General features: G+C 60.9%; 23 protein-coding genes. 18 read left to right on the top strand and 5 right to left on the bottom strand.

Annotation, left to right across the window (positions count from 1 at the left end; translation table 11 throughout):
* Window position 1: 1 nt before the first annotated feature.
* Window positions 2-670, bottom strand: coding sequence for an ABC transporter ATP-binding protein (locus tag F475_RS12585; RefSeq protein ID WP_018925581.1), 669 nt, complete (start codon window positions 668-670; stop codon window positions 2-4).
* A 111-nt stretch (window positions 671-781) separates the two neighbouring features.
* On the bottom strand, window positions 782-2,479 hold the full coding sequence (locus F475_RS12590; protein ID WP_111454038.1) for a sulfatase-like hydrolase/transferase: 1,698 nt from the start codon (window positions 2,477-2,479) through the stop codon (window positions 782-784).
* 468 nt (window positions 2,480-2,947) lie between these two features.
* Between F475_RS12590 and F475_RS12595 the strand changes: the two genes are divergently transcribed.
* The 16 genes from F475_RS12595 (at window position 2,948) to F475_RS12670 (ending at window position 20,318) form a co-directional block, all read left to right on the top strand.
* Window positions 2,948-3,991 carry an NAD-dependent epimerase gene (locus F475_RS12595; RefSeq protein ID WP_111454039.1) on the top strand — a complete coding sequence of 348 codons (1,044 nt, stop codon included), beginning with the start codon at window positions 2,948-2,950 and terminating at the stop codon, window positions 3,989-3,991.
* Window positions 3,992-4,002: 11 nt separating this feature from the next.
* Window positions 4,003-4,749 (top strand): sugar transferase, encoded by a 747-nt coding sequence (locus tag F475_RS12600; protein ID WP_018925578.1) that lies wholly within the window; start codon window positions 4,003-4,005, stop codon window positions 4,747-4,749.
* On the top strand, window positions 4,750-5,394 hold the full coding sequence (locus F475_RS12605; protein WP_064618731.1) for a CpsD/CapB family tyrosine-protein kinase: 645 nt from the start codon (window positions 4,750-4,752) through the stop codon (window positions 5,392-5,394).
* Window positions 5,395-5,417: 23 nt separating this feature from the next.
* Entirely contained in the window at window positions 5,418-6,446 is a 1,029-nt protein-coding gene (locus tag F475_RS12610; protein ID WP_018925576.1) for a polysaccharide biosynthesis/export family protein, read from the top strand.
* A gap of 17 nt (window positions 6,447-6,463) precedes the next feature.
* The gene (locus tag F475_RS12615; protein WP_064618735.1) at window positions 6,464-8,059 is read left to right on the top strand and encodes a Wzz/FepE/Etk N-terminal domain-containing protein; all 1,596 of its coding nucleotides are present in this window, start codon (window positions 6,464-6,466) and stop codon (window positions 8,057-8,059) included.
* A gap of 32 nt (window positions 8,060-8,091) precedes the next feature.
* Window positions 8,092-9,147, top strand: coding sequence for a glycosyltransferase family 4 protein (locus F475_RS12620; RefSeq protein WP_086945149.1), 1,056 nt, complete (start codon window positions 8,092-8,094; stop codon window positions 9,145-9,147).
* Window positions 9,144-10,511 carry an O-antigen ligase gene (locus F475_RS12625; protein WP_111454040.1) on the top strand — a complete coding sequence of 456 codons (1,368 nt, stop codon included), beginning with the start codon at window positions 9,144-9,146 and terminating at the stop codon, window positions 10,509-10,511. Before F475_RS12620 ends, F475_RS12625 begins: the two co-directional genes overlap by 4 nt.
* Complete coding sequence (locus F475_RS12630) at window positions 10,508-11,476, top strand: glycosyltransferase family 2 protein (RefSeq protein WP_018925572.1); 969 nt, start codon at window positions 10,508-10,510, stop codon at window positions 11,474-11,476. Before F475_RS12625 ends, F475_RS12630 begins: the two co-directional genes overlap by 4 nt.
* Window positions 11,469-12,605, top strand: a complete 1,137-nt coding sequence (locus tag F475_RS12635) for a glycosyltransferase (protein WP_111454041.1) — start codon at window positions 11,469-11,471, stop codon at window positions 12,603-12,605. Before F475_RS12630 ends, F475_RS12635 begins: the two co-directional genes overlap by 8 nt.
* A 12-nt stretch (window positions 12,606-12,617) precedes the next feature.
* Complete coding sequence (locus tag F475_RS12640; protein WP_111454042.1) at window positions 12,618-13,619, top strand: polysaccharide deacetylase family protein; 1,002 nt, start codon at window positions 12,618-12,620, stop codon at window positions 13,617-13,619.
* On the top strand, window positions 13,616-14,920 hold the full coding sequence (locus F475_RS12645; RefSeq protein ID WP_111454043.1) for an oligosaccharide flippase family protein: 1,305 nt from the start codon (window positions 13,616-13,618) through the stop codon (window positions 14,918-14,920). The genes F475_RS12640 and F475_RS12645 overlap by 4 nt, the downstream gene beginning before the upstream one ends.
* A complete protein-coding gene (locus F475_RS12650; RefSeq protein WP_111454044.1) occupies window positions 14,917-16,836 on the top strand; it encodes a hypothetical protein in 1,920 nt (639 codons plus the stop codon). Before F475_RS12645 ends, F475_RS12650 begins: the two co-directional genes overlap by 4 nt.
* 31 nt (window positions 16,837-16,867) lie before the next feature.
* A complete protein-coding gene (locus tag F475_RS12655) occupies window positions 16,868-18,091 on the top strand; it encodes a GNAT family N-acetyltransferase (protein WP_111454170.1) in 1,224 nt (407 codons plus the stop codon).
* Window positions 18,063-18,875 (top strand): ChbG/HpnK family deacetylase, encoded by an 813-nt coding sequence (locus F475_RS12660; protein ID WP_018925566.1) that lies wholly within the window; start codon window positions 18,063-18,065, stop codon window positions 18,873-18,875. Before F475_RS12655 ends, F475_RS12660 begins: the two co-directional genes overlap by 29 nt.
* A gap of 57 nt (window positions 18,876-18,932) precedes the next feature.
* Window positions 18,933-19,622, top strand: a complete 690-nt coding sequence (locus tag F475_RS12665; protein ID WP_064618749.1) for a hypothetical protein — start codon at window positions 18,933-18,935, stop codon at window positions 19,620-19,622.
* Between the two features lie 387 nt (window positions 19,623-20,009).
* Window positions 20,010-20,318: an addiction module antidote protein gene (locus F475_RS12670; protein WP_007937045.1), complete on the top strand. Its 309-nt coding sequence runs from the start codon at window positions 20,010-20,012 to the stop codon at window positions 20,316-20,318.
* 14 nt (window positions 20,319-20,332) lie between these two features.
* Here the strand turns inward: F475_RS12670 and F475_RS12675 are convergent, their stop codons facing one another.
* Together F475_RS12675 and F475_RS12680 are read right to left on the bottom strand one after the other, a co-directional pair.
* The gene (locus F475_RS12675) at window positions 20,333-21,145 is read right to left on the bottom strand and encodes a bifunctional 2-polyprenyl-6-hydroxyphenol methylase/3-demethylubiquinol 3-O-methyltransferase UbiG (RefSeq protein ID WP_111454045.1); all 813 of its coding nucleotides are present in this window, start codon (window positions 21,143-21,145) and stop codon (window positions 20,333-20,335) included.
* 114 nt (window positions 21,146-21,259) lie between these two features.
* Entirely contained in the window at window positions 21,260-22,141 is an 882-nt protein-coding gene (locus F475_RS12680; RefSeq protein WP_064618753.1) for a LysR family transcriptional regulator, read from the bottom strand.
* 160 nt (window positions 22,142-22,301) lie between these two features.
* Between F475_RS12680 and F475_RS12685 the strand changes: the two genes are divergently transcribed.
* Together F475_RS12685 and F475_RS12690 are read left to right on the top strand one after the other, a co-directional pair.
* Complete coding sequence (locus tag F475_RS12685; RefSeq protein WP_111454046.1) at window positions 22,302-23,318, top strand: alpha/beta hydrolase; 1,017 nt, start codon at window positions 22,302-22,304, stop codon at window positions 23,316-23,318.
* Between the two features lie 63 nt (window positions 23,319-23,381).
* Window positions 23,382-24,809, top strand: coding sequence for a mechanosensitive ion channel family protein (locus F475_RS12690; protein WP_111454047.1), 1,428 nt, complete (start codon window positions 23,382-23,384; stop codon window positions 24,807-24,809).
* 64 nt (window positions 24,810-24,873) lie between these two features.
* Here F475_RS12690 and ycaC read toward each other — a convergent pair whose 3' ends face one another.
* Entirely contained in the window at window positions 24,874-25,500 is a 627-nt protein-coding gene (ycaC, locus tag F475_RS12695) for an isochorismate family cysteine hydrolase YcaC (protein WP_028941293.1), read from the bottom strand.
* Window positions 25,501-25,512 lie beyond the last annotated feature (12 nt).

The following is a 25,512-nucleotide window of genomic DNA, read 5'->3' on the forward strand; positions in this document are numbered from 1 at the left end:
TTCAGCGCTCGTCCGCGCCAGCCAGACGGCCATTGTGCAGCACCACTTTTTCCGCCAGCCGCGCGGCGACCCTTGGGCTGTGGGTGACCATCAACAACGTCGTCGGGCTGTCGTCTAGCAGCTCCAGCAGCAACTTCAACACCTCATCGCTGGTGGCTTCATCGAGGCTGCCGGTGGGTTCGTCGGCCAGCAGCAGTTTCGGTTGCGAGGCCAACGCCCTGCCAAGCGCAACTCGTTGCTGTTGCCCGCCAGACAGTTGTTCCGGATAGCGCTGCAACAGATCCACCAACCCAAGACGCTGCACCAGATGCGCTTGCCAGCGCGGGTCGTGGCGCCCGGCCAGACGCGCCTGAAACGCCAGATTGTCCTCGACCCGCAAACTGCCGATCAGGTTGAACTGCTGAAACACCAGGCCGATTTCGGTGCGCCGCCAGTGGGCCAATTGGCCTTCGTTCATCTGTTCCAGCCGATGCTCGCCACTGCGAATGCTGCCGCGATCGACCTTGTCCAGGCCGGCGATCAGGTGCAGCAAGGTACTTTTGCCACTGCCCGACTCGCCCATCAACGCCAGGCTGCTGCCGGGTTTCAACGTGAGGTCGACGCCTTGTAATACCGGCAATGGGCCTTGGGGGGTGGCGTAGCTTTTGAAGACGCCCTGGACCGAAAGCATGAGAGGAGGCTCGTTGAAGGTAGTGGGCCTAGGATAGCGGACGGCAGCAAGACCGCGTTATCGTTTATCGCGAGCCTGCTCGCGATAAGGCCAGGCCATTTCATCAAAATCTCACTGCCCCACCGCCACACTCGGCACCACCGGCCCCGGCGTCACAATGCTCTTCAGATCGATGTACTTCCACGCAGGCACAGCGCCGAGCCGCGCATTGAAGCGATAGTTGAAAGTGAAGTCATCCGCCGTCGACACGCTCAACGGTTTGCCATACATCGCCTCGATCCCTGCCAGGTCATAGCCCATCAACTGCAACAACGTCGGGAAGATGTTGTAGTGACTGGAGCGGTCCTTGTTGGCCGGCAACTGCGCCTGCCAGTCCATCGTCTTCAAATCGCTGCCCGAGATCACCACCAACGGCACCAACCCTTCTTCCTCCACCGGGTCACTGCCACAGTGGGTGTTGAGCCCCGGGTTACCGCGCTCATGCAGATCCTGCCCGTGGTCCGAGGTGTAGATCATCAGCGCATTACGCATATCCGCCTGGGCGAAAACCCGTGAGAAGAACTCGCCGACATTCCACAGCACCGTGTTTTTGTAGGCATTGCGGTACAACACCCAATCGTTCGGCTGCCCACTGAAACCCTCGCGCGTGCCCGTGTCCGCCACCTCGACAAACTGCCCCCGAGGCAAGGTCGGGCGATACGCCATAAACGCGTCCGGGTATTTGTCGTGTACCGGGAAATGCGCGCCGACCTTGTTGATCACCACCAGCTCCGGTATGCCGTCGTTGAGCAGGTCGATCAGCTTGGCGGCCGCGGCCATGTCGCGGTCACGCACGCTGGTCTGGTCGAATTGCACGAACTCGTCGATGTCCTGCTTCTCGGCATTGTTCATCAGGTTCTGCAAGTTGCCACCGGTGCGCTGGGCATCGATGTAAACCGTGCGCAGCCCGGCTTTTTTCGCGTACTGCCAGATCGACGGCAGTGTGGTGTTGATCCGCATGTAATCGCCACGGGTGCCGCCATAGCGCAACGTGACGTTGGTGTCGGCGCTGCAATTGGCGATGGACGCGGCGTAGCCGTAATTGAAGATGTCCACGCCCGGGTGTGCTTCCTTGAGGTTGCTGTGCACACCGAATGGCGTGTTGATGTCCAGGTAATTACCGGAAATGCTCTCGTCGATGATCAGTACGATGTCGTAACCCACCGGCCGATCGATGCGCGCCAGGCTCACCGGCTCGCGCGGGCCGACGGTGTTGTGCAACGCTTCATAGGTAAACAGATTCAGATAGGCCAACGGCGTGTACATGATCGGCAAGCCACGGGCGCCCTCGCCGGCCCGCACGAACAGCACGACACTGAGCAGCAGCACGCCGAGCACCGGTGCCGCCGCCAACAACGCCCCCGGCAACGGCAACCGTCGACGCGGCTTGAGCCCGATACCCAACAGCAGCAACAAGCCACTGACCGTCGCACTGATGATCGCATCGCGGTACTGGTAAGCCGCTTCCTGAATGAACCCACCGGAATACACCAGCGACACAAAGCTGCTGTAGGTCAGGTAACTGGCGGTCACGTGCGTATACACGTCAAAGAAAATCGCCGAGCCAAACAGCGCCAACGCAAACAAATGACGGACCAGTGTCTGACGAATATAGGCGGTCATGAACAGCGCGATCGTCAGCACAACGAACATCCCGCCATACAGCAACATCGGCAAACCGATGCCCAATGCCTCGAGACGATCGAGGTAATAGTCGTAGCTTTTGAGTAAATACAGAACCAGCAACAGTTCCTTGAAGTATCGGATCATGGTGGATGCAGTACCTCCATGGCTGCCATTGGCAAATGGAAACCAATGATTATCAGCCATTTTCTGACACTAGCACCGAGCCATGAAAGCGCAAGAAATGCCGGTTTTTTGCCAAAAGCGTCAAAAAAACATTAACTCAAATCTGACGCTTCAAAACGCCTGTAACCCTTGTAATACAAGCCTTTCGACCGTTTATCGTTTTCTTGAAACCCCTCAAAACCGCGACAAATCCAGCAACGGCAAGCACTTGATACCAAATAGCCCATGAAATCAGGGTTTCCAGCCCGCGCTACCCGTCATTTTGCTGACACGCTTTCCCAAGGCTGGGCTATACCCCTTTTGACAGTCTCATTTCAGTTACATCCACCGTCTTACGAGGCACGCCAATATGGACGTGAACGTATTTGGTACGTGTTGCGTCGGCCTCATCCAAGCTGCGGCATTGGCAGCTCCAGAGGCGCCACGGTCATGAAGATACTCGTCACTGGAGCCGCCGGCTTCATTGGTGCCCATTGTGTGTTGCGGCTTTTGAGCGACGGGCATCAGGTGTGCGGGCTGGACAACTTCAATGACTACTACGACCCGCAACTCAAACATGACCGCGTGGATTGGGTACGCGAGCAGGTCGGCGATTTCCCCCTCGCGAAAGTCGACCTGGCCGATGCCGAGGCCCTCGACGCACTGTTTGAGTGTGAACAACCGCAAGTGGTGATTCACCTCGCGGCGCAGGCCGGGGTGCGTTACTCCCTGGAAAATCCTCGGGCCTACCTCGACAGCAATCTGTGCGGGTTCCTCAACATTCTCGAAAGCTGCCGTCACCACCCGGTCAGGCACTTGATCTATGCCTCGTCCAGTTCGGTGTACGGCGCCAACCAGCACACGCCATATTCAGTCAAAGACAACGTCGACCATCCGTTGTCGCTGTACGCCGCGACCAAAAAAGCCAACGAGTCGATGGCCCACAGCTACAGCCATCTGTTCGGCATTCCTTGCACCGGTTTGCGTTTTTTCACCGTGTACGGCCCCTGGGGCCGGCCCGACATGTCGCCGATCCAGTTCGCCCGGGCGATTGCCGAAGGGCAGCCGTTGAAGCTGTTCAACTACGGCCAGCACCAGCGGGATTTCACCTACATCGACGACATCATCGAGAGCATCGCCCGCCTGGTCGAACGCGCGCCGCAGCCGGCACCGGACTGGAGCCGCGAGCAACCGGACCCGGCCAGTAGCATGGCGCCATGGCGCATTTACAACATTGGCGGACAGCAGCCGGTAGCGCTCAAGGACTACCTGGCACTGCTGGAAAAGCACCTGGGGCAAAAGGCCCTCGTCGAGTTGCTGCCCCTGCAACCGGGCGACGTGCTCAACACCTGCGCCGATGCCAGCGATCTGGCACTGGCCACCGGTTTCCAGCCACGGATAGAGCTGGATGAAGGACTCGGACGATTCATCGCCTGGTTCCGTGACTACTACCCACTGCGTAGCGCCCACTCGCCATTCATGGCCGGGCTTTAGCGGAGGACTCTATGACTGGACATGAAAAAGGCATGTTGCTCGATCACATGCAGCATGATAATCGCCTGGATCCCGAGCACCGGATGCGCCTCGACAAGGCGATCCACGTGCAGGGTCACGGCTGGGTGACCGGCCGCAACGGCGGTCGGCCCTGGACCCTGTCGCGCACCAATCGGGTGCTCGCCTGCCTCGGTGCACTGGTGATCTTGCTGTTGATTTCCCCGGTACTGCTGGGGCTGGCACTGGCGATCAAGTTCAGCAGCCCGGGGCCGGTGATGTTCGTGCAACAACGCACCGGCTACCGCGGCCGCATGTTCGGCATGTACAAGTTCCGCACCATGGTGGCCAACGCCGAGGAGCTCAAGGAGTCCCTGCGGCATCTGAACAAGCACGGCGCCGACGCCATCGACTTCAAGATCGACAACGACCCGCGGATTACCCCCATCGGCAGCTTCCTGCGGCGCAGCAGCCTCGATGAATTACCCAACCTGATCAATGTGGTGAGCGGCGACATGCGCCTGGTAGGTCCACGACCCACCTCGTTCAATGCCCGTCGTTACAAGGACAGCCACCTTGCACGCCTGAGCATCTACCCCGGCATGACCGGTCTGTGGCAGATCTCCGGGCGCAGCAATATCGACTTCGACCAGCGCGTTGAGTTGGACCTCACGTACATCGCCGAGCAGAGCCTGTTGCTTGATCTGAAGATTCTGTTGAAAACCCCCTTCATCGTGTTCAACGGCCACGGAGCGAGTTAAATGGACGGTTCATCGAATAACAGCCTGACCATCGCCAGCCCGAGCGAGTCCAACCTGACCTCGACCGTGCTCGACCTGGATCTGCGGATCCTTTTTCTGACCGCTGCCAACGCAGGCACGGGCACCACCACCAGTGCCCTGGCGCTGGCCACCCAATTGGCGTCAATGAGCAGCGGCCAAGTGCTGCTGGTGGACGCCAGCCAGTCGGCGAGCAACCTCACGCATCAGCTGGGGTTGAGCAAAGAGCGCGGCTTTCGCGATCTGCTGTTCAACGACTCCCCGCCGCTGCTGCAGGACTGCCTGGTGACCGTCTCCAGCCTGCCCTTCCACATCCTGCCGAACGGGCGGCACATCCGCGGCACCGAGCACCTGACCCGCGAACAACTGAGCCCGTTGCTCGAGCAACTGGGCGATCGGTATCGCTTCGTAGTGATCGACGGCGATGCGGTGTATGAGGCCGTCGACACCCTGGTCATCAGCACTTTGGTGGACGGCGTGATCATGGTGGTGCGCGCGGAAGACACCCGCTGGGAAGTGGCCCAGGCCGCGGCCCAGCGCCTGACCCAGGCCGGCGCGAAACTGGTGGGCAGCGTCTTCAACCGGCGCAAGTACTACATGCCCAAATGGCTCTACAAAAACCTGTAAGCACCCACCTGAAGGATGAAGTCATGAATGCCAAAGTGCTTGTCCTGCTGTTGCTACCGCTTGCAGGTTGCTCCAGCACCAGTGAAACCCAGAACATGCCGGTGCAGATCCTCACGGCCGAGCCGGCCAACGCCCAGGCCACCGATATGCCCAAGGTCGAACAGACCTTGCGGCCCAAGGACGTGCTGGACGTGATCTTCCACGTCAGCACCAGTGGCTCGGAGGCTTACCGCATTCAGTCCGGCGACCAGGTCGCGCTGAACTTCACTGCGGCCAGCCAGCTCAACGGCACGCAACTGGTGCTGCCCGATGGCACCATCGAACTGCCGGGGGCCAACACCTCAGTGAAAATCGCCGGGATGACCTCGGTCCAGGCCCGGGAGGAAATCCAGCGCGCCTATAACCGCAAATCCCTGTTCCAGCCCAATCGCAACCAGTTGACCGTGCAGGTCACCAGCCCGCTGAGCAACGAGCAAAACCTCAAGAGCGCCTTGAACCACCCCGCTACCGGCATGAGCCGGGAGATCACCGTGGGCAACGACGGCTATGCGAGTTTTCCGGAAATCGGCTCCGTGCCGCTGCAAGGCATGACCGTCAACCAGCTCGAAACGTTCCTCAATCAACGCTACGCGCAATTGCCGGGACGGATGACAGTCGACGTCATGCTCAAATCCACGTCGGGCAACGAAATCTATGTGCTGGGTGAAGTCGGGCAGCCGGGCTCCTACCCGATTCGCCGCCCGGTCTCGGTGCTCGAAGCGTTGACCCTGGCCCGTGGCACCAGCATCAAGGCCCGGCTCGATTCGGTGGTGATCATGCGCCGCAACGGCAACCAGGTGCAGGCTGTGCACTACGACGTGGAGAAAGCCTTGTCCGGTGACGCGTCGCAGATTGCTTACCTGCAACCGGACGACATGCTCTACGTGCCCAAGACCAAACTGGCCAGCGCCGGTGAGCTCGCACGGCAACTGGCGGACGTGGTGCTGTTTCAGGGGGTGGGCTTCAGTTTCGCCTACCGCGTCGACAACAAAGGCAGCAACGGCAGTAACTAACTCTCAGGTGACCCATCATGAACCCAAAGGAAAACTACCTGCATGAGTTCTTCAGGATCTTCTTCGCCAACAAGCGGTTGGTGAAGCGAATCTTCCTGATCTTTGCAGTGATCGCCCTGCTCCTGCCGCTGGTGCTCAAACAGAGCTTCGATATCACCGCGCAGGTGCTCGTGCAGTCCAAAAAACTCTCTCAGGGCGACGCCACCACATCCCTGACCCAAGGCGACGCCTCTTTCATTCCGCCATCACTGGCGGATATGGAAACCGAGAGCAATATCCTGCGCTCGCCGGCCCTGATCCGTCAGACCATCAGTGACCTTCAGGCCAAAGGCGAATACACGCCCAACCCCGGGGCCTTCAACAAACTGGTGACCGTACCGATCCAGCGTTTCGTGACCAACCCCTTGCGTGAATACGTGATCAACCCGGTGCGCGGCGCGCTCGGGCTTGCAATCGATCCGGTGCGGGACACCTCCCTGGATACCTTCACCCAGGAGGCCATCGATAACCTGAAGATCGACACCCTGCCCGGCTCCAACGTGATCTCCATTATCTACAGCTCAAGCGATCCGGCCCAAGGCACCCGGTTTGTCGCAACGATGTTGCAAAACTACCTGGCCAGCCGTCAGGAACTGCAATCGATCGATCTGCCACAGAGCTTCTACGAAACCAAGAAGAAGCAGTATCAGGTGCGGCTCGATGGCCTGGAAGGCACTCGACTGGCGCTGCTCGAAAAGATCGGTGCGTCCGATCCGAAGGAAGAAATCACCTTCCGCCTCAACGCCATCAACACCGAGGAAGAGAACCTGAACCAGTATCAGGATCGCTTGCTGCAAAGCCAGCGCTGGCTCGACTACCTGAAAACCGCGCTGGCGGCGGCCAACAATACCTCTCGGCTCAACGACTACACCTTCCCCTTCACCTTCACCACCACGGTGGACAACATTGCCTTCGAAGACCGGGAGATCCGGCAGATCGGTGAGCAGCTGACGACTCAAGTCAGTCGCTACATGAATGACCTGGCGGTGTTCCAGCCGGGCAGCGAACCGATGCTGCTGGCCCGTGAGCAAATTACCCGCACCCGTCAGCAGTTCCTGAAAATCGTCAGCAACCGGATTCAGGAACGCACCAGCGACCTGGCGATTGTCACCTCGGTGATCAACCAGAAAACCGCGCGCATCGCCGAGTTCAAGAACCGTATCCACCAGTTGCAAGTGGCGCAGAGCAAGTTGCAGCAGATGGATACCGAGATCAATGCCTTGCACGCGGCGTTCTCCACCTACGCCCAGCGCTTTGCCGAAAGCAGCACCGCCCGCGCGCTGGACAGCGATTTGTCCAACGCCCGGGTGCTCAGCCCGCCGTTCGAACCGACCGAGGTGGCGTTTCCCAAACCGCTGCTGATCATTCCGTTCGGCATGCTGACCGGTCTGCTGCTGGCGATTGCCTTCGTCTACGTGCGTGAGTTCTTCGATCACAGCTTCAAACATCCAGCGCAAATCACCCATGAACTGGGCTTGCCGGTGCTGTTGGTGATCAACGATCAGGACGTCCTGCCGAACAACCCGCACAAGAACTGGACCGTGCCTAGCTTCATGTATTGGGTGCGCCATTGAACGGGCCGCTCAACGCCAGCGCGCTGCCGATCATGCATTTGATCAGCAGCGGCGGCTTTTATGGCGCTGAGCGGATGTTGCTGGACCATTGCCTGGCGACGCCAGGGCACCACCAGGTGCTGTTTCTGGATGCGCCGCCGGCCCTGATCGACCGGTTCCGCGAGGCCGGGGTCGATTGCCGTGCTTTCGCGGGACTGGGGCAATTGCTGGGTCATTTACGTTATCGGCGGGCTGAACATCCGCTGATCAATACGCACAATTTCAAAGGCCTGGTGTTTGGCTGGGTCGGCGCGACATTGTTCGACTTGCCTTTGGTGATTACCCAGCACGGTTTCACCCCGCGCAGTCGCAAGCAACGCTTCTACGGCTGGCTGAGCCTGCAACTGTGCCGCACCGCGTCGGTGAATCGGGTGGTGTGCGTGGCCGAAAGCATCGCAGCGCTGCACCGCAAGGCCAGTGTTCGGAAGGAGAAGCTGCAAGTGATTCCCAATGGTCTGCCAACCGCCAACGGCTTGCTGCCCCACAACGCCAGACACCCACGCTGGCTGGCGGGCTACGTCGGTCGGCTGACCCATGAAAAAGGCCCGGACCTGTTTCTCGATGCGCTGATTGCGCTGTGTCAGCGACATCCGCAACTGGACGCGGTGATGCTCGGCGATGGCCCGGAACGGGAAACCCTGCTGGCGCGAATTGCCGCCGCCGGCTTGCACAACCGCATCACCCTGCCGGGTTACCAGACCGACATGAACCGCTGGTGGCCGCAACTCGATGCGCTGGTGATCAGCTCGCGCACCGAGGGCACGCCGATGATTTTGCTCGAAGCAATGCAGGCCGGAGTGCCGGTGGTGGCGTTCAGCGTCGGCGGAATTCCCGATGTGCTGGAGGATCGGCACAACGGTCTGCTGGCGCCCCCCACCGACAGCGTCGCCCTTGCCCGGCAGCTCGACACGCTGCTGAGTGAGCCGGTACTGGCTCGCGAACTGATCGACAACGCAAGACGTACGCAACAGGACCGTTACGACCTGAAGGCCTTGGCCGAACGCTGGTCGCAGCTTTATATCCGTACTGCACGGGAGGCACGCGCGTGATCTTTCCGCTCTCGATCGTCAGTCTGCTCGCCCTGGTCTGCCTCGGTTTGCTGGCCAGCCCTTACCCCTATCTGGCGCCCGGCGCGGTGCTCGGCATGGTCGCTGTCGGTGTGCTCTACCGAAAACCCGCCTGGGGGTTATTGGGCATCGCGGCGCTGGTGCCGTTCGAAGGTTTCTTCAAGGGCAACGCGCTGTCAGGCACCAAATTCATCGGTGCGTCACTGGCACTGGTCCTGATGTTGCAACTGGCCATTCACCAGATTCCGTCCGAGCGCCTGCGCAGCAACATCTGGCGCTACCTGATCGGATTCATGGTGTTGTACGGGTTGAGTATGATCAATACCGACAGCATGGACATGTCCCAAAGTCATCTACGGGATTTGAGCGTCGGCCTGGTGCTGTTTGTGATCACCTTGCTGATTGGCCGTGATTTGAACCTCGATCTGTTCGCCCGGCTGGTGACCCTCAGCGTCGCCGCAACCTCTGTGCTGGCCATGTTCTCCACCAAGTATCAGGACCAGGGCCGTGCCGCCGGGCTGCTGGAAGACGCGAACTCGTTTGCCCTGCTGATCGCCTTCGCCGTGCCGTTGGCCCTGCTGCTGGTGATCCGCGGCCCGAACCTGTTGCACCGATTGTTCTGGGGCGGCTGCTGCATTTTGCTGTTGGGCGGCATGACCAAAACCGATTCCCGTTCCGGGCTGGTGGTCCTGTTCCTGAGCTTGATGATCGGCGCCTGGCACTACCGCGCGCAGTTGCCACGCATCCGGCCGCGCCACTTGGGTTTTGCCATGCTCGGCCTTGCGCTCGTGATCCCGGTGGGGATTTATTCGATGCCGGCCGGTTACCTCAAGCGCATCCAGTCCTTGAGCGTCTTGAAAGAAGGCGCCAAAAGCCAGGACGAATCCCTCGGCCGCCGCACGTCATACCTTGTGGTCGGCAGCCAGATCATTCGTGAACACCCGTTACTCGGCTCCGGCCCCGGCACCTTCCCGCTGCACTACGCCACCTCCGGTTACGCCAAGGTGTTTTCCGCCAACCGCAAACCCGGCGACTTGTACCGCCGTGCTCACAACACCTACATGGAAATCTTCAGTGAACTGGGGATTCCCGCCGGGCTGTTGTTCGTCGGCATGCTCGGCCTTGGGATGTACAACCTGGTACGCGCCCGTCGAGCCTGGATGCTGCGACGGGATTGGGAACAGGCCGACCTGATCACCCACCTGGGCATCAGTTATCTGTCGTTGACACTGTTTTTGATGTTCCTCAGCGCACCGAATCACAAGTACCTGTGGATCATGCTCGCCCTGACCTGGGTGTTGCGCCTCAAGGCGGAAGAACGTCCGCCGACGGAGGCCAGGGCATGAACCGCATCAGCATTGCCATCCCGATGTACAACGAGGCCAGACACATCGGCCGCACCTTGCTTGCCGCGAAAAAAGCCGCGCAGGCTGCCGGGATGGAATGCGAGCTGATCGTGGTCGATAACGGCTCCAACGATCAGGGCCCGCACATCGCTCGCCAGCTCGGGGCGCAGGTGCTGGTGCTGCCCGGGCTGCTGATCGGCGCCCTGCGCAATCGCGGGGCGGCGATGGCGACAGGCGAATGGCTGGGCTTCATCGATGCCGATATCGAGATGCCCGAGGACTGGCTCACGCTGTTGTTGAGCATCCAACACGCGGTTCAGGTCGACGTCCTGGGACTGGACCTGCACACCCCGGCCGAAGCCCCGTGGTATGCCAATGCCTGGCAACGCCGCACGTTGCGCCCGAACGATGAAACCATGAAAGCAGTGCGATGGCTGCCCAGTTCCAACCTGTTGATGCGTCGTCCATGGTTCGACAAGGTCGGCGGCTTCAACGAAAACCTGCGCACCGGCGAAGACAAAGATTTCACCATGCGCCTTTCCCACTCTGGCGCACGCCTGCTGGCCGTCAACCAGAGCGTTGCCCTGCATTGGGGTTACGAGAGCAGTTGGCGCGAATGGATGGGCAAGGAGTTCTGGCGTCAGGGCAGTCACCTGCAATTACTGCGCAGCCACGGCATGAATCTGCGTTTACTGCGTTTCCCGATGCTGTCGATCATCGCCTGGGTGTTGGATTTCATGGCGCTATCCGCCCTGCTCAACGGTTTCCCCCTACTGGCGCTATTCATGCTGTTCGTCACCAGCCTGCCAGCGCTCGCCCAAAGTCTGCGCCAGAGCCTGATACACCGCGACCTGCGCCTGATGCTGCAACTCTGGGGCCTGCATTGGGTGCGTCTGCACCTGGCGGGTGCCGCGCTCATCCTGAGCCTTTGTCGCTGGAATGCCAGGAGACCCGCCCGTGGCTGAATTCATTTTCTGGTGGTGCCTGTTATTGCCGATGTACGCCTGGTTCGGCTACCCGCTGCTGCTGACGCTGCTCGCACCGTTATTTCCCGCGCGGCGTCATGGGCCGGCACAGCCGATGAACGTGAGCATCGTCATCGCCGCGCACAACGAGGCCCAGTACATCGAAGAAAAATTGCGCATCCTGCTCGCCCAGGATTATCAGGCGCGCTCGCTACAGATCATTCTGGCCAGCGACGGCTCCACCGACGACACCGTGGCCTGCGCCCGCAAGGTCATCGACCCGCGCATCAGCGTGCTCGACCTGCCCCGTCAGGGCAAGGCAGCCACCTTGAATGCCGCCGTTGCCCTGAGCACGGGCGAGATTCTGGTGTTCACCGATGCCGACAACCAATGGTCGACCGACACCCTCGGCCAATTGCTCGCGCCCCTGGCCGATCCACAGGTCGGGGCCTGCGCCGGACACATGTTGATCCCGGTGGCGGGCCAGGGCCTGAGCCTGGGCGACAGCCTTTATCGGCACTACGAAGGCTGGCTGCGCATGGTGGAAAATCGTACCGGCTGCATGGTCTCCGCCGACGGCGCCCTGCTCGCCCTGCGTCGCGAGTTGTTCCAGAACGTGCCGTCGGAGGTCAACGATGATTTCTTTATCAGTACCTGCGCGCCGGTGGCGCACAAACGCATTGTCTATGTGCCCACAGCCCGGGTGATCGACCAGGGCGTCGATGAGATCGACAAACAATGGCGCCGTCGTCTGCGCGTCACCGTCGGTGGTTTGCAGAGCCTGGCCCAGCGCCGGGAACTGTTGAACCCATGGCGCCATGGCTTGTATGCGATTGCGCTGATCAGCCACAAACTGATTCGACGCCTGGCACCGATCCTGTTACTGCCGTTGTTGCTGAGCAACTTCTGGCTGTGGAACGTCCATGGCTTCTATCGCCTGAGCCTGATCGCGCAACTGCTCGGTTATGCGGTGGCCATCGCCGGCCTGCTGGATGTGCAACACCGTTTGCCCAAACCCTTTCGCCTCGCCGGCTTCTTTCTGGTGACCCTTGCCGGGATGAGTATCGGTCTGTGGCAGTTCCTGCGTGGACAGCGGTACGCGCAGTGGAACCCCGAGCAAAATCGTTGACAGGACCGCGCCATGGCGATCAGACAATTATTAAAACGCACCAGTGGCTGGCTCTATCTCAACTCGCCGGTAGGCCGCCACCAACTGCACGGTGCCGGGGTGATCCTGATGCTGCACCGGGTGCTGCCCAATGACCGCGCCGCCGACCTGCCTCATCGAAATGAACTGTGCGTGGGACCGAAGGCCTTTGCCCATCTGCTGCTCTGGTTGAAAAAACACTTCGACTGCGTGCCGCTGATGGAAATTCTGCAACCCGGCACCGCCATGTCGGAACGTCCCAAAGTCGCACTGACCTTCGACGATGGCTGGCGCGACAACGCGCTGAATGCCTTCCCGTTGCTGAAAAGGTATCAGATGCCGGCGAGCATTTTTCTCTCCACCGACTTCATCGGCAGCCGGCAACGCTTCTGGTGGGAAAGCCTGGGGGAAACCCTGTGGCACAGCCATGGTGAAAAAGCCCGGACGCACTTGATTGAATGCCTGCGACAGATCGGGCGACCGTTACCGGTGCTGCTCGATGATCTGGATGTGCAGCGCCGTAGCCTGGCGCTTTTGCATTTTCTGCAAAGCCTGAAAAACCTGCCGCCGGGCGAACTGAACCGGCTCACCAATCAATGCCCTGAAGAGTCGTTGCCCCAGGCCCTGGACTGGCATCAAGTGCGCGCGCTGGAAGCCAGCGGGTTGATCCGCTTTGGCCCTCACGGCGCCAGCCACACGATCCTCACCGAGCTTGACGATCAACACCTGGATGAAGAATTGAGCCGCAGCCGCAATGCACTGTTGAACGGCTGCATCCGGCCGCTGCCGGTCTATTGCTACCCCAATGGCGACCACGATGCGCGGGTGCGCGAGCACGTGGCCGACCACGACTTTGCGTTTGCCCTGGGCACCGCCAGCGGGATTTACCGTGGCGTCGAAGATCCATTGGCCTTACCACGGATCGGCATCAGCCAGCGCACGGCACGCAACCCGGAGTTGCTGTCGTGGCGCATCTACCGCGGAGCCCGGCCATGAGTCGCAGCCACTACCTCAAACACCTCGCCCTGAGCATGGGCACCAAACTGGCGATGATCGGCCTGCGCCTGCTGCGTAACGTATTGCTGGCGCGGATTCTGGGGCCCAGCGAGCGCGGCCTGTTTGCGCTGCTCAGTACCCTGCCCGACTTGATCAGCGCCGCCACCAGCGGCGGGCTGAATTCGGCGGTGGGTTACCAGGCGGCCAAGCAACGGCCCATGGGTTTGCTGCTGAGTCAGGTGCTGGTATTCGGTTGCCTGCTGGCGGGGTTGCTGACGTTGCTGGTGGTGGCGCTGACCCGCGAGTTCGGCAGCGAACTCGACATCACCACACAACTGGGATTGCTCGCCTGGCTGTTGCTGCTGGCGGTGCCGCTGACCGTGCTCAAGAGCGGCCTGCTGACCTTGCACAACGCGTCGGGCGGTGTGGTGGCGTTCAATGCCTTGCGGCTGGTGGAATCGCTGGCGCCACTGCTGCTGTTTATCGCCTTGTTCTGGATGTGGAAAGACGCCGCGCTGGAAGCGGCGCTGATCAGTTGGCTGGCCGGCATCAGCCTGGTGGTGCTGGCCGGCTGGGTCTGGCTCAACCGTGCGCAACCCTTGACGTTGCAATGGGACCGCGCCAGCCAGAAAGAACTGTTGCGCTACAGCGCCCGTAGCCACCCCGATTTGTTGTTCCAGCAAGTCATTCTGCGCTCCGACTACCTGTTCATCGGTGCCTTGCTCGGCAGTACGGCATTGGGTCATTACGCCATGGCCAGCGCTGCCGCCGAGTTGCTGCTGATCGTCCCGGAAGCGGTGACCACCCCCCTGATGAAACGCCTGCTGCAACAGGACGAAGGCATGGAACGCCTGACGCCGCTGGCCTTGCGCCTGACCGCCACGGTGATGCTCGGTGCCTGCCTGACCATGGCCGTGATCGGGCAATGGCTGATCGTCACCCTGTTCGGCATTGCCTATCAACCGGCCTACCCAGCCTTGCTGGCGCTGCTGCCGGGGCTGCTCGGTCTTTGCTATGCGAGCATCCTGCGCCTGGACTTGCTGGGCAAAAATCGACCCGGCACGGTTTCGCTGCTGGTGGGCCTCGGCGCGCTGCTGAACCTGGCCCTGAACCTGTTGCTGATCCCGATGTATGGCATCGTCGGTGCCGCGGCGGCATCGTCCATCGCCTACCTGGCGGTGACCGTCGCGCTGCTGGTGATGTACTGCCGGTTGAGCGGCGTACCCTTCTGGCAAACCCTGATCATCCTGCCTAGTGATGTGGCACCGATGCTTCAGATACTGCAACGGAAATCAGCATGAAACCCCTGGTGCTGCTGTTGAGCCTGGGCCTTGGTTTGAGTACTCAGGCGGCGCCCATGCGCTGGACCGACATTCGCGACGGCAGCCTGTACCTGCAAGCGGATCGCCCCGACACGTTGACCATCCAGTGGGTCCCGGCGTGGCAGGCCGATGCCAACGAAGAACACCTGTACCTGCTCGACGGCAACGGCAACCTGAAGGGTGATCGCCTGATCGCCGCCAGTGAAACCCGCGGCAAGCAGAGCTGGCCGCTGGCGCCGGGTGCCGCCAGTTATCGACTGGAAATTCCGGGCTACAGCTTCCGCCGCTACACCGTCGAACATGACGAACACACCGTGGCGTTATTCGCCCCGGCCAAGGTGCATTTCAGCGCCGAAGCCCGTGGCGGCGATGAGCTGTATTTCAAAATCGCACCGGGGGAACACGCGGTACTGGCCGGCAAGTTTCATGGTGGAGTCGGCGCCCTGCAGGCGCAGCGTGTGGGTGATAACAAACAAGTGTCGCTGATGCTCAAGCCCTATCGCGCCTATTGGCAATTCGATCAGCTCGAACTGCCCGTCACCCAGGACGAACAAGTCTGGCGCCTGCGCCTGCAAGGCAGCGGCAAGGTCGCGTTCTGGCTCGATGGCACGGCAAACCTGTTCGCCCAGAACCCGCAGCAACTCAAGCCGCTGCGCGAGGACGCTGGCCAGACCCGGCTGACCCTGCATAAAGAGACGCTCGGCCCGACCCCGAACCTGGGCATTTATTTGCCCTACGTGCTGCCGCCGCAATCCAGTTTCGCGGCGCTCGACGCCCTCAAGCCTCAGGCGGGTTCCTACTACAGTTTCGTCGACGTCACGGCGCAAAATCCGCACCACGAAGATGCGTTCCGCCAGCTCTATCAGAACCGCTTTGGCATCAAGCAGGACATCACGCTGTTGGCCGGCAGCCAGCGTCAGGCCGATCTGCGCGCCGACACCGTGAGCAACGCCGGCCTTGACGCCTGGCTCACCGCCACCCGCGCCCTCGGTGGTGGTGGCACTCACTACATCGCATTCGCCGACGAGCCGAATCTCAACTACTCGAGCTACGCCAACTACCAGGCGATCTTCAACAGCATGGCCCGGCAAGTGCGCAGCGATCCTGCCAACGCCAAGGCCGGCATTCGCATTGCCATGCCCGCCAGTTCGCGCTTCGTCAACGGCCCGTTCACCGACGATGCTGCCGACAAGCGCGGTATCGACTGGGCACGGCGCCTGCTGGCTGAGTCCGGCGAGCAGATCGACGCCCTCGCCTGGCACGAATGGATGGTTCGCGACCTGCTGGCGACCCGGGTCTACCGCGACAGCGTGCGCCGCGCCGCCGAGCTGGTGGGCCTCGATGCCAAGGGCCGGCCACGCAAGGCCTTGCTGCTGGACCAGACCAACCTGTCCAGCGGATCAAGCCTGAGCCCCTACGATCAGGAAACCCATTTCGCTTCGCTGTGGTGGGCCTCGGTGGTCATCAACTCGGCGCAGGACGGCTTGCTGGACATGCTCAACTGGTTCCAGGCCGCCGACGAACCGAACTACCCCAAAGGCATGGTGCGGGTGCTGGGCGGCGATCGTTTCGAGCTCAAACCGGTGGGCCTGGCCCAACAATTCATCCGGCAGCACTGGCTGAAAAACGTCATGCGCCTGGACAACGACGCCTTCGAAGTCGACGTGCTGGCGATGGCCACCGAACACCAACGCAGCCTGTTGGGCGTCAATAAGGGCGCGCGCTTGCAGCGTGTCGATCTGGCCGGGGCGACCTGCCCGCTGACCAAGGGAGCGCTGGTGTATTTTGGTGCCGACAGCCGCAGTCGCGAAGGCAAATTCAACTGTCAGGACGGTCGCGTCAGCTTCGACCTGCCAGGGCAAACCCTGTTCGCCCTGAGCTGGAGCGCCTCATGAACGTCCATGAGTTATTCGGCGGTCTGAACCTATGATGGCTCGATTCGAATGGCGCACGTCGTTGTGCGCTCCGGACTTTCCAACAGCCGCCTATGAGGGGTTGCGCTGGCGCGTGACGGACCATACACCGTTCAACACCCTCGCCTGGCTGCGCGCATCGGAACAGGCACTGGTTGCCGGGGAGCGCTTGCACGTTCTGCTCGGCTGGCACGGCGATGAATTGGCCTTGTGCCTGCCGTTGGTGGTGTCCGTGGAGCGCTTTGGCGGGCTACCGTTTCGCGTCCTGCATCACCTCGGCTACCCCCTCACCGATCGCCTGGCCCTGCTCAGTTGCCTCGATGCCGAGAGCATGCGCAAGGCGCTGGTGATCATCCGCCGTCGCGTGCCCCATGCGATGTTGCAACTCAATGAATTGTGCGAACCCATCGGCGAAGAAAGTGCGCTGACCACCTGGATGGCCCACAGCTCGACCGGCGAGCGCCGCCTCAGTTGTCGGGTGCCGGTGCACCTGATCAGCGAGGCCGACCATCAGGAAGTGTCCGGCGACCCCCGCTACAAACTTCGCCGTGCACGTAAACGCATCGCGGCTTGCGGTGCCGAGATCCGACGGATAACCCCCGACGCCGCCACCATCAGGCCACTGTTGCGGACCCTCGGCAAAGTCGAAGCGCTGAGCTGGAAAGGCCTTCAAGGCGTTGGGATTTTCACCAATGACCGCTACCGGCAATGGATCGAGCAAGCCTTCACCGCCCTCGCCGAAGAAGGACTGGTGCGGGTGGTGGTGCTGGAACTGGACGGGCGCTGCATCAGCTACCGCATCGGCTTGCTGGAACGGGGTCGGCTGTACGACTACAACCTGGCGTTCCTGCCGCAATATGCAGACCTGGGCAGCGGTCGGGTGCTGCTCGAAGAGTGGATCCGCTGGGGTCTGGATGACAACTGGCGCTGGATCGACGCCTCGCGGATCAGCCTGGAAAACTCCAGCCATCAACTCCTGGAACGCATGACCGGGCAACTGGAGCACTGGCGCTGGAGCTTCTACTCCTGGCGCCCCAGCGGCCTCGCCCTGGGACTGGCCCTGCGACTCTGGCACCGCATCAAACCCGGGTTAAAAAAGTGGCAGGCCAGGCGTGCAGCAACGCTGGTTGCTCCTACGCTTACACCTATACAGGCACCCATTATCGCCAAAGACGCTGCACCCACCGAACAAGAAAGAGAGGGCAGCCATGCCTCGCCAAGTCATAGTCAACGCTGACGATTTCGGCCTCAGTCCGAGCGAAAACGCGGTGATACTGGGTGCCTTCCACGCTGGAGTCATCAGCTCCGCAACCGCCATGGCCAACATGCCGGCCTTCGAAGCGGCCTGCGTCCTGGCCCGGCAGCCAATGCTCAAGGGGCGGATCGGGCTGCACTTCAACCTCACGTATGGCCGGCCGTTGAGCCCATCGATTCTGGCGCGTTCGACGTTCTGCGACAGCCAGGGTGAATTCGACCTCTGCCTGCCCCGTCACTGTCTCTGGCTCAACCGCCTGGATCGCGATGCGGTACTGGAGGAACTCGAAGCCCAATGGCAACGCTGCCTGGACAACGGCCTGCACCCCAGCCACCTCGATTCCCATCAGCACGTGCACAACATCTGGCCCATCGGTGAAATCGTCGCGCGGTTTGCCGCCCGCCAAGGGGTGCCCGTGCGACTGGCGCGCGATCTGGGAAGTAACCTGAGCGTGCCCAAGCGAGTGTTCAAGACGTTGCTCAACCATCGCCTGAACAGCCTGTCCGGAGCGACCGCCCAGAACGTATGCACCCCGGTCGACCTGCGCACTGTGGCGATGCCAATCGACGGCTTGCTGGAAATCGTCGTCCATCCGATCCATATCGGCGCCGATTTTGGCGATGCCTATCTGGACCCGGGCGAGTCGCTGAGCCATGTGCTGGAGCAGCGTCTTGCGGGTGTTCCGAGAGTGTCCTATGCCGTGGTGCCGAGGGCATCCAAAGAGGAGCCGCAATACCCGACCGAACTGCACCCGTTGAAATCCTGATTTTTCGCCATCGAAAACGTTACCCACCACACCCAGGCTTCAGCCTCGGAGGACTTCATGAGCGCCATCGACAAGATTCGCGAACGCATCAAACAAAAAGGCCTGCTCCACACGCTCCAGTCGCTCTGGAAGCGCTACGTGTATTTCCATAGGGAGCTGCTGTGGCTGGGGCGCGACCTGGTGACCCCGGTGGCGCCGCAAAATCTGCGGCCCTATTCGGGCCTGCGCCTGGTGATCATCACCCCGGAAAACGCCACCGCGTTCACCAAGTACTACGGCAACCGCGTCAAGGCCATGGCCGAAATCGCCGCCGAGGGTCACACCGGACACATGTACGTGAACGAGGAAGGTGATGCCATCGGATTCATCTGGGGCAGCGCCAGGGACTACTTCGACCGGCACTATTACGGCTGCTGGTTCCGGATCAACCCTGGTGAGTTTTTCGAGTTCGGCGGTGAAATGATCCCTCAATACTTCGGCACCAGCCTGTCGATGGACGCCCAGTTCAAACTCTGGGATGCGATGCGGGCCAAAGGGTGCAACAAGATCGTCGACGTCTGCGATACCCGCAACATCCAGGCGATGAAAATGCACATCCGCATGGACTACCAGGAGCAAGGGCGCATCACCCACGTCTACGACCTGTTCGGCCGCTGGCGCTTCTTCCGCGAAACCTACTACACCGGCTCACGGCTGACGGCACTGCGCAAACCGGAACAGCAGCCGGTGACGGCGGCGCAGGCGTGATTGGCCTCCGCTCCCACATTTGGCCGCATCTCCCTGTGGGAGCGGGCTTGCCCTAATGCCAGTCAGTTAAACAATTTCAGCCGCGACGCACTCCTTGTAGCAGCTGGCGAAGCCTGCGTTCGGCTGCGCAGCAGTCGTAAAACCAGAGATTGTGGTGCATCAGGCTGACCGCGTTAGTCCGACTCACGACTGCTGAGCAGCCGAACGCAGGCTTCGCCAGCTGCTACAGATTGCATTACGGCTTAACTGACTGACATTAGGGCTTTCCCGCGACGGGGTCAGTTGCCTACACAGTTCAGGGAAAAATACACCCATTACAAAAGAACCAACTGACTCCTCATGCCTGCGCTAACAGATACATTCGCACAGGAATGAGGAGCCAGAAGCATGAATCAAAAACTAACAAACTTCGACATGGCGGCACTGCTCGACAGTGACGAAGCCATCAGCGAATACCTCTCTCAGGTATTGGCAGACGGCGACAACGAAGAATTTCTTCGTGCTATCGGCTACGTGGTAAAGGCCCGCGGCATGACACAAATTGCCAAAGATTCCGGAATGGGGCGCGAAAGCCTGTACAAGGCCTTCGCACCCGGGGCGAAACCACGTTTTGATACGGTTCTAAAGGTCATTCATGCCTTGGGCATTGATCTCTGCGCGCAACCAGGGCACGCGGCAAATCACTCAACGCTCTGAAAATACCCCAGGCACTACGTCGCTCGCTTCACCGCCACCAACGTGTAACACAACGGCAACTGCGCCTTTTGCTGCTGATACTTGTCGTAGAGTTCTTCGCGATTGGAATGCGGGTACTCCTTGAAATGGCATATCTGCAACCCCGCTTCGACGGCACCGGTGAAGATCGCGCCCAGGGTGTGGACGAACCAGTAGGACGCCGAGGCCTGCTGTTCGACTTTGCCTTCGTAGACGATCGGTTGGTCCTGGACGAAAGGCTCACTGCGAAAATACGAGCTGTCCGGGCGATAGGGATCGGCTGACTCGGGGTCGAACATTTCCAGGAACGGGTGGGTTTCGTAAATCACCAGGCTGCCGCCGGGCTTGAGGGTTTGCGCGGCATGGCGCAAGAACTCGCCGATGTCCGGCATCCAGTTCAATACGCCGATGGTGATCAGCGCCACGTCGAAGCGTTGGTGCAGCTCTGTCGGCAGGTGATGGATATCAGCCTCGATGAATTCGGGCTGATGAGGCGAACGGGATGCCAGCTCCCGGGCCTGATCGAGAAAGGCTCCGGACTGGTCGACGCCCACTGCGCTGCGGGCCCCCAGCGCAAACAGTGAAAGGCTTTCCCGGCCATTGTTACAGCCCAGTTGCACCACATCCTTGCCGTCGACACCGACCTGTTGGAGCAACCTGGTGAGGGTGTCATCCAGGCAGGAAAAATCGCCATGGCTCACCGCACTCAAACGGGCCTGCCATTCGGGGGTGTCTTTGTGGTGTTGGGCGGAGTCATTCCATGCATCGCGATTGCTGGCGATGGTTTTTTCTTTTGTCGGCATTTCCATTGCACGCTCCAGATTCCGGGCCATTGATTGACCGGCACGAGTCTAGATCAGCGTCAGGAAAAACCACATCAGGGGTTTGTTGCGATCTTGTAATCAACGATGGCGTGCACCCTCCTATTGGTTCAACCGCTCACGCAAGAACTCGATCAACGCCTGCACCGGTCGCGAGGCCTGACGGTGCTGCGGGTAGACCGCCGATAAGGTCAGCGGCTCGGGGCGGAAATCATCCAGCACCGGCACCAGCCGACCGTCCTCCAGGGCCGAATCGACGATGAAGGTCGGCAAGTACGTGATGCCCATGCCGGCGATGGCCGCGTCCTTGAGCAGTTCACCGTTGTTGACCCGCATCCGCCCGGTGACATTGACGGTCAGCGGTTTGCCCCGCCCTTCGAACCGCCATTGCACCTGGCGGCCATGGCCGTACGGCAGGCAATCGTGGCTGTGCAACTCCTCGGGTTCAAGCGGCGTGCCACGTTCGGCCAGATACGCCGGGCTGGCGCAGTACACCCGCTCGATGACGGCGATGCGCCGGGCGATCAGTGTCGAGTCTTCCAGCACGCCGATGCGCAAAGCCAAATCGTATCCCTCACCGAGCAAGTCCACCGGCCGATCACTCAGGTCGACCTCGACGGTGACGTCGCGATAACGCTGCAAAAATACTGGCAGCAAGCAGCCCAAATGCGCCACGGCAAACGACAACGGTGCACTCAGGCGAATGGTCCCGCGAGGCTCGATGGTCTGGCCGGCGATGCCCTGCTCCACTTGCTCGACTTCACTGAGCAGGCGCAGGGCCGATTCGTAATAACTCTGCCCCAGCGGGGTGACGTCCAGCCGTCGGGTGGAGCGATTGAGCAGGCGCACACCGAGGCGCTCTTCGAGTTGCATCAGCCGACGGCTGACGAACTGCTTGGACAGGCCCAACTGATCGGCCGCCGCCGTGAAGCTGCCGGAGTCCATGACCTGGCAAAAAATACGCATGTCTTCGAACGGGTTCATTGTCACTCTCTGGTTGACAGTTAATCGCTTTATAGCCGCTTTTTCACTTTCCGGCATCTCATTAATCTGTGCTCACGGTGTTGCTGAGGCCTGAACCCCAGCGCCACAGCAGCCCGATCCCAAGGCATAAAAACTCAAACGATTTAAAAAGGATTTGCACATGAACATCAAGAAAACCCTCGCCACTTCCGTTCTCGCCCTGTCCATCGGCAACGCATTCGCCGCTGGCAGCCCCGGTGTCGAACACAACACCCAGGCCTTCCTCGAGGCCCTCGCCGCGGGCGGTGGCAAACCGCTGGAACAACTGAGCCCGAAAGACGCCCGCGCGGTGCTGACCGGTGCCCAGGCTTCGGTGAAGGTTGATCTGTCGGGCGTTGAAGTCAGCGACAAGGCGATCAAGGTCGACGGCCAGACCATCAACCTGAAAGTGGTGCGTCCGGCCAAGGTCAAGGGCGAGTTGCCGGTGTTCATGTTCTTCCACGGTGGCGGCTGGGTATTGGGCGACTTCCCGACTCACCAACGCCTGATCCGTGACCTGGTGGTGGGCTCCGGCGCAGTCGCGGTATACGTCGACTACACGCCGTCGCCCGAAGCGCACTACCCGACCGCCATCAACCAGGCCTACACCGCGACCAAATGGGTGGCCGAGCATGGCAAAGAGATCGGTGTCGATGGCAAGCGACTGGCGGTGGCCGGCAACAGCGTCGGCGGCAACATGGCGGCGGTCGTGGCGCTGATGGCCAAGGAACAGAAAACCCCTGCCCTGCGCTTCCAGCTGTTGATGTGGCCGGTGACCAACGCGCAGTTCGACGACGCCTCGTACCAGCAATTCGCCGAGGGGCACTTCCTCACCAAAGGCATGATGCAGTGGTTCTGGGACAACTACACCACCAACCCGGCCGAGCGCGCGCAGATCCATGCCTCGCCGCTGAATGCCAGCGCCGAACAACTCAAGGGCCTGCCTGCGGCACTGGTGCAGACCGCCGAATTCGACGTGCTGCGTGACGAAGGCGAAGGCTACGCCCGCCACCTCGATGCGGCCGGTGTGCCGGTGACCTCGGTGCGCTACAACGGGATGATTCATGACTTTGGCCTGCTCAATCCGCTGAATCAGATTCCGGAAGTCAAAGCGGCGGTACGTCAGGCCGCGGCTGAGCTCAAGACGCATCTGAACTAAGCCCAACCTCTCGCCACACCTCAGGGTGTGGCGAGTTTTTTTGTGCCCGCTGGAGTGCAATCCATGAGCCTTTTCTCTGCCCACCTGTTGCCTTGGAGCGCCTTGCTGCTGGTGCTCGACGCCCTGCTCTGGCACCTCGTCCCGTTCAAGCATCGCGCGCCAAAGGTCGGTGTGCGGCTGGTGCTGTTTCTGGCGTTCAGCGCGCTGATTATCAACGCTGGCGTCAGCCCGTTGCAGACACCGTTGGTTGCCGATGACCCGGTGGCGCAACTCGGTGCAACGGCGCTGGGGATTATCTGGTGGTTGTACGCCGCACGAGTGCTCACCGAGGTGTTCGGTCTGGTGCTGATGCGTCGCATAGGTCACAGCGGCCGTTTGCTGCAGGACGTGATCGGTGCGCTGGTGTTTCTGGCCTCTATCGTCGCGGCCGCCGGTTATGTGCTGGATCTGCCGGTCAAGGGTCTGCTGGCGACTTCCGGCGTGTTCGCCATCGTGGTCGGTCTGGCGCTGCAAAGTACGTTGGCTGACGTGTTCTCCGGCATTGTGCTCAACACCACCAAACCCTATCAGGTGGACGACTTTGTGGTGATCGATGGCGTCGAAGGCAAAGTGCTGGACATTAACTGGCGCGCCACGCACCTGTTGAGCAGCGCCGGCACGATGGCCGTGGTGCCGAACTCGGTGGCGGCCAAGGCCAAGATCGTCAACCTCAGCCGCCCGAACAACCTGCACGGGGTGTCGATCAGCATCAAGGTGGCGAACCACATCCGCCCACGCCGGGTGCTCGACGCCCTCGACCGCACGCTGCAAGGCAGCAGCAGTCTGTTGCTGTCGCCCGCGCCAAAAGCGGTGCTCAAAGAGGCTGGCGAAGAGATGTCCGAATACGTGGCCAGCGGGTTCATCGCCGAACTGGGCAAGAAAAGCGAGGTGCGCAATCAACTGTTCGACCTCGCCCATCGCCATCTGGAAGCGGCCGGCATCTCGCGACACCCCGACGGCGTGATCGAACCCTCGACCCGCGCCCGCGCACTGCTCGATGAAGTGAAAATTTTCCGCTCGCTGAGCCATGAGGAACGCGACCGCCTCGCCGAATCGATGGTCGCGCAACAATACGCCGCCGGTGAGGTGGTGCTGGATCTGGCTGAAGTGCCAGACAGCCTGTTCGTGATCGCCACTGGCGTCGTCAGCGCCAGCGTGCCGGACGGCAATGGTTTCACCGAGGCCGGTCGCATGGGGCCAAGCGAAGTCATGGGCGAACAGAGCATCCTGGCCGATACGCCGTCACAGGCGACGTTCACCGCGCTGACATCTTCGATCATCTACCGTCTCGACAAGAACCTGACCCGCCAGTGCATGGAACAGCGCAGCGAAGTGGGCCGGGCGTTGAACAAGTTGCAGGCGGTGCGCCAGCAGAACAGTCGGCAGGCGTTGATGGCCAAACCGGTGCCGATCAGGAAAGGTGGGTTTCTGGGATGGTTGCAGAAGCGCTGATGCAGCGAACATTCGATCAGTACAAAAAAATGCCCGCACATCGCGGGCATTTTTCTTCAGCGCCTTACTTGGCGGTGAACTTGGTGTAGCTGTTGATCAGGTTGCGGTAGTTCGGCAGACGCTGGGACAACAGGTTGGCCAGGCCTTCCATGTCGTTGCGCCAGTCGCCTTGCAGCTCGCAGGCCACGGCGAACCAGTTCAGCAGGTGTGCACCCGCCGCCGACATGCGTGCCCACGCCGCTTGTTGCACGGTGGTGTTGAAGGTGCCGGAAGAGTCGGTTACCACGAATACTTCAAAGCCTTCGGCAATGGCCGACAGGGTCGGGAACGCCACGCAGACGTCAGTCACCACACCCGCGATGATCAGTTGCTTGCGACCGGTGGCCTTGATGGCTTTGACGAAGTCTTCGTTGTCCCAGGCGTTGATCTGGCCTGGACGCTGAATGAACGGCGCGTCCGGGAATTGCTCGCGCAGTTCAGGTACGATCGGGCCGTTCGGGCCTGCGTCGAAACTGGTGGTGAGGATGGTCGGCAGGTTGAAGAATTTGGCGATGTCGCCCAGGGCCAGCACGTTGTTCTTGAATTCGTTGGGCGAGAAATCCTGCACCAGAGAGATCAGGCCGGTCTGGTGATCGACCAGCAGCACAACGGCGTCATCTTTGTTCAGACGTTTGTAAGGAACGTTGCTCATGTGAAACTCCTC

This window comes from Pseudomonas sp. URMO17WK12:I6 (genome assembly GCF_003253625.1).
GTDB lineage: Bacteria > Pseudomonadota > Gammaproteobacteria > Pseudomonadales > Pseudomonadaceae > Aquipseudomonas.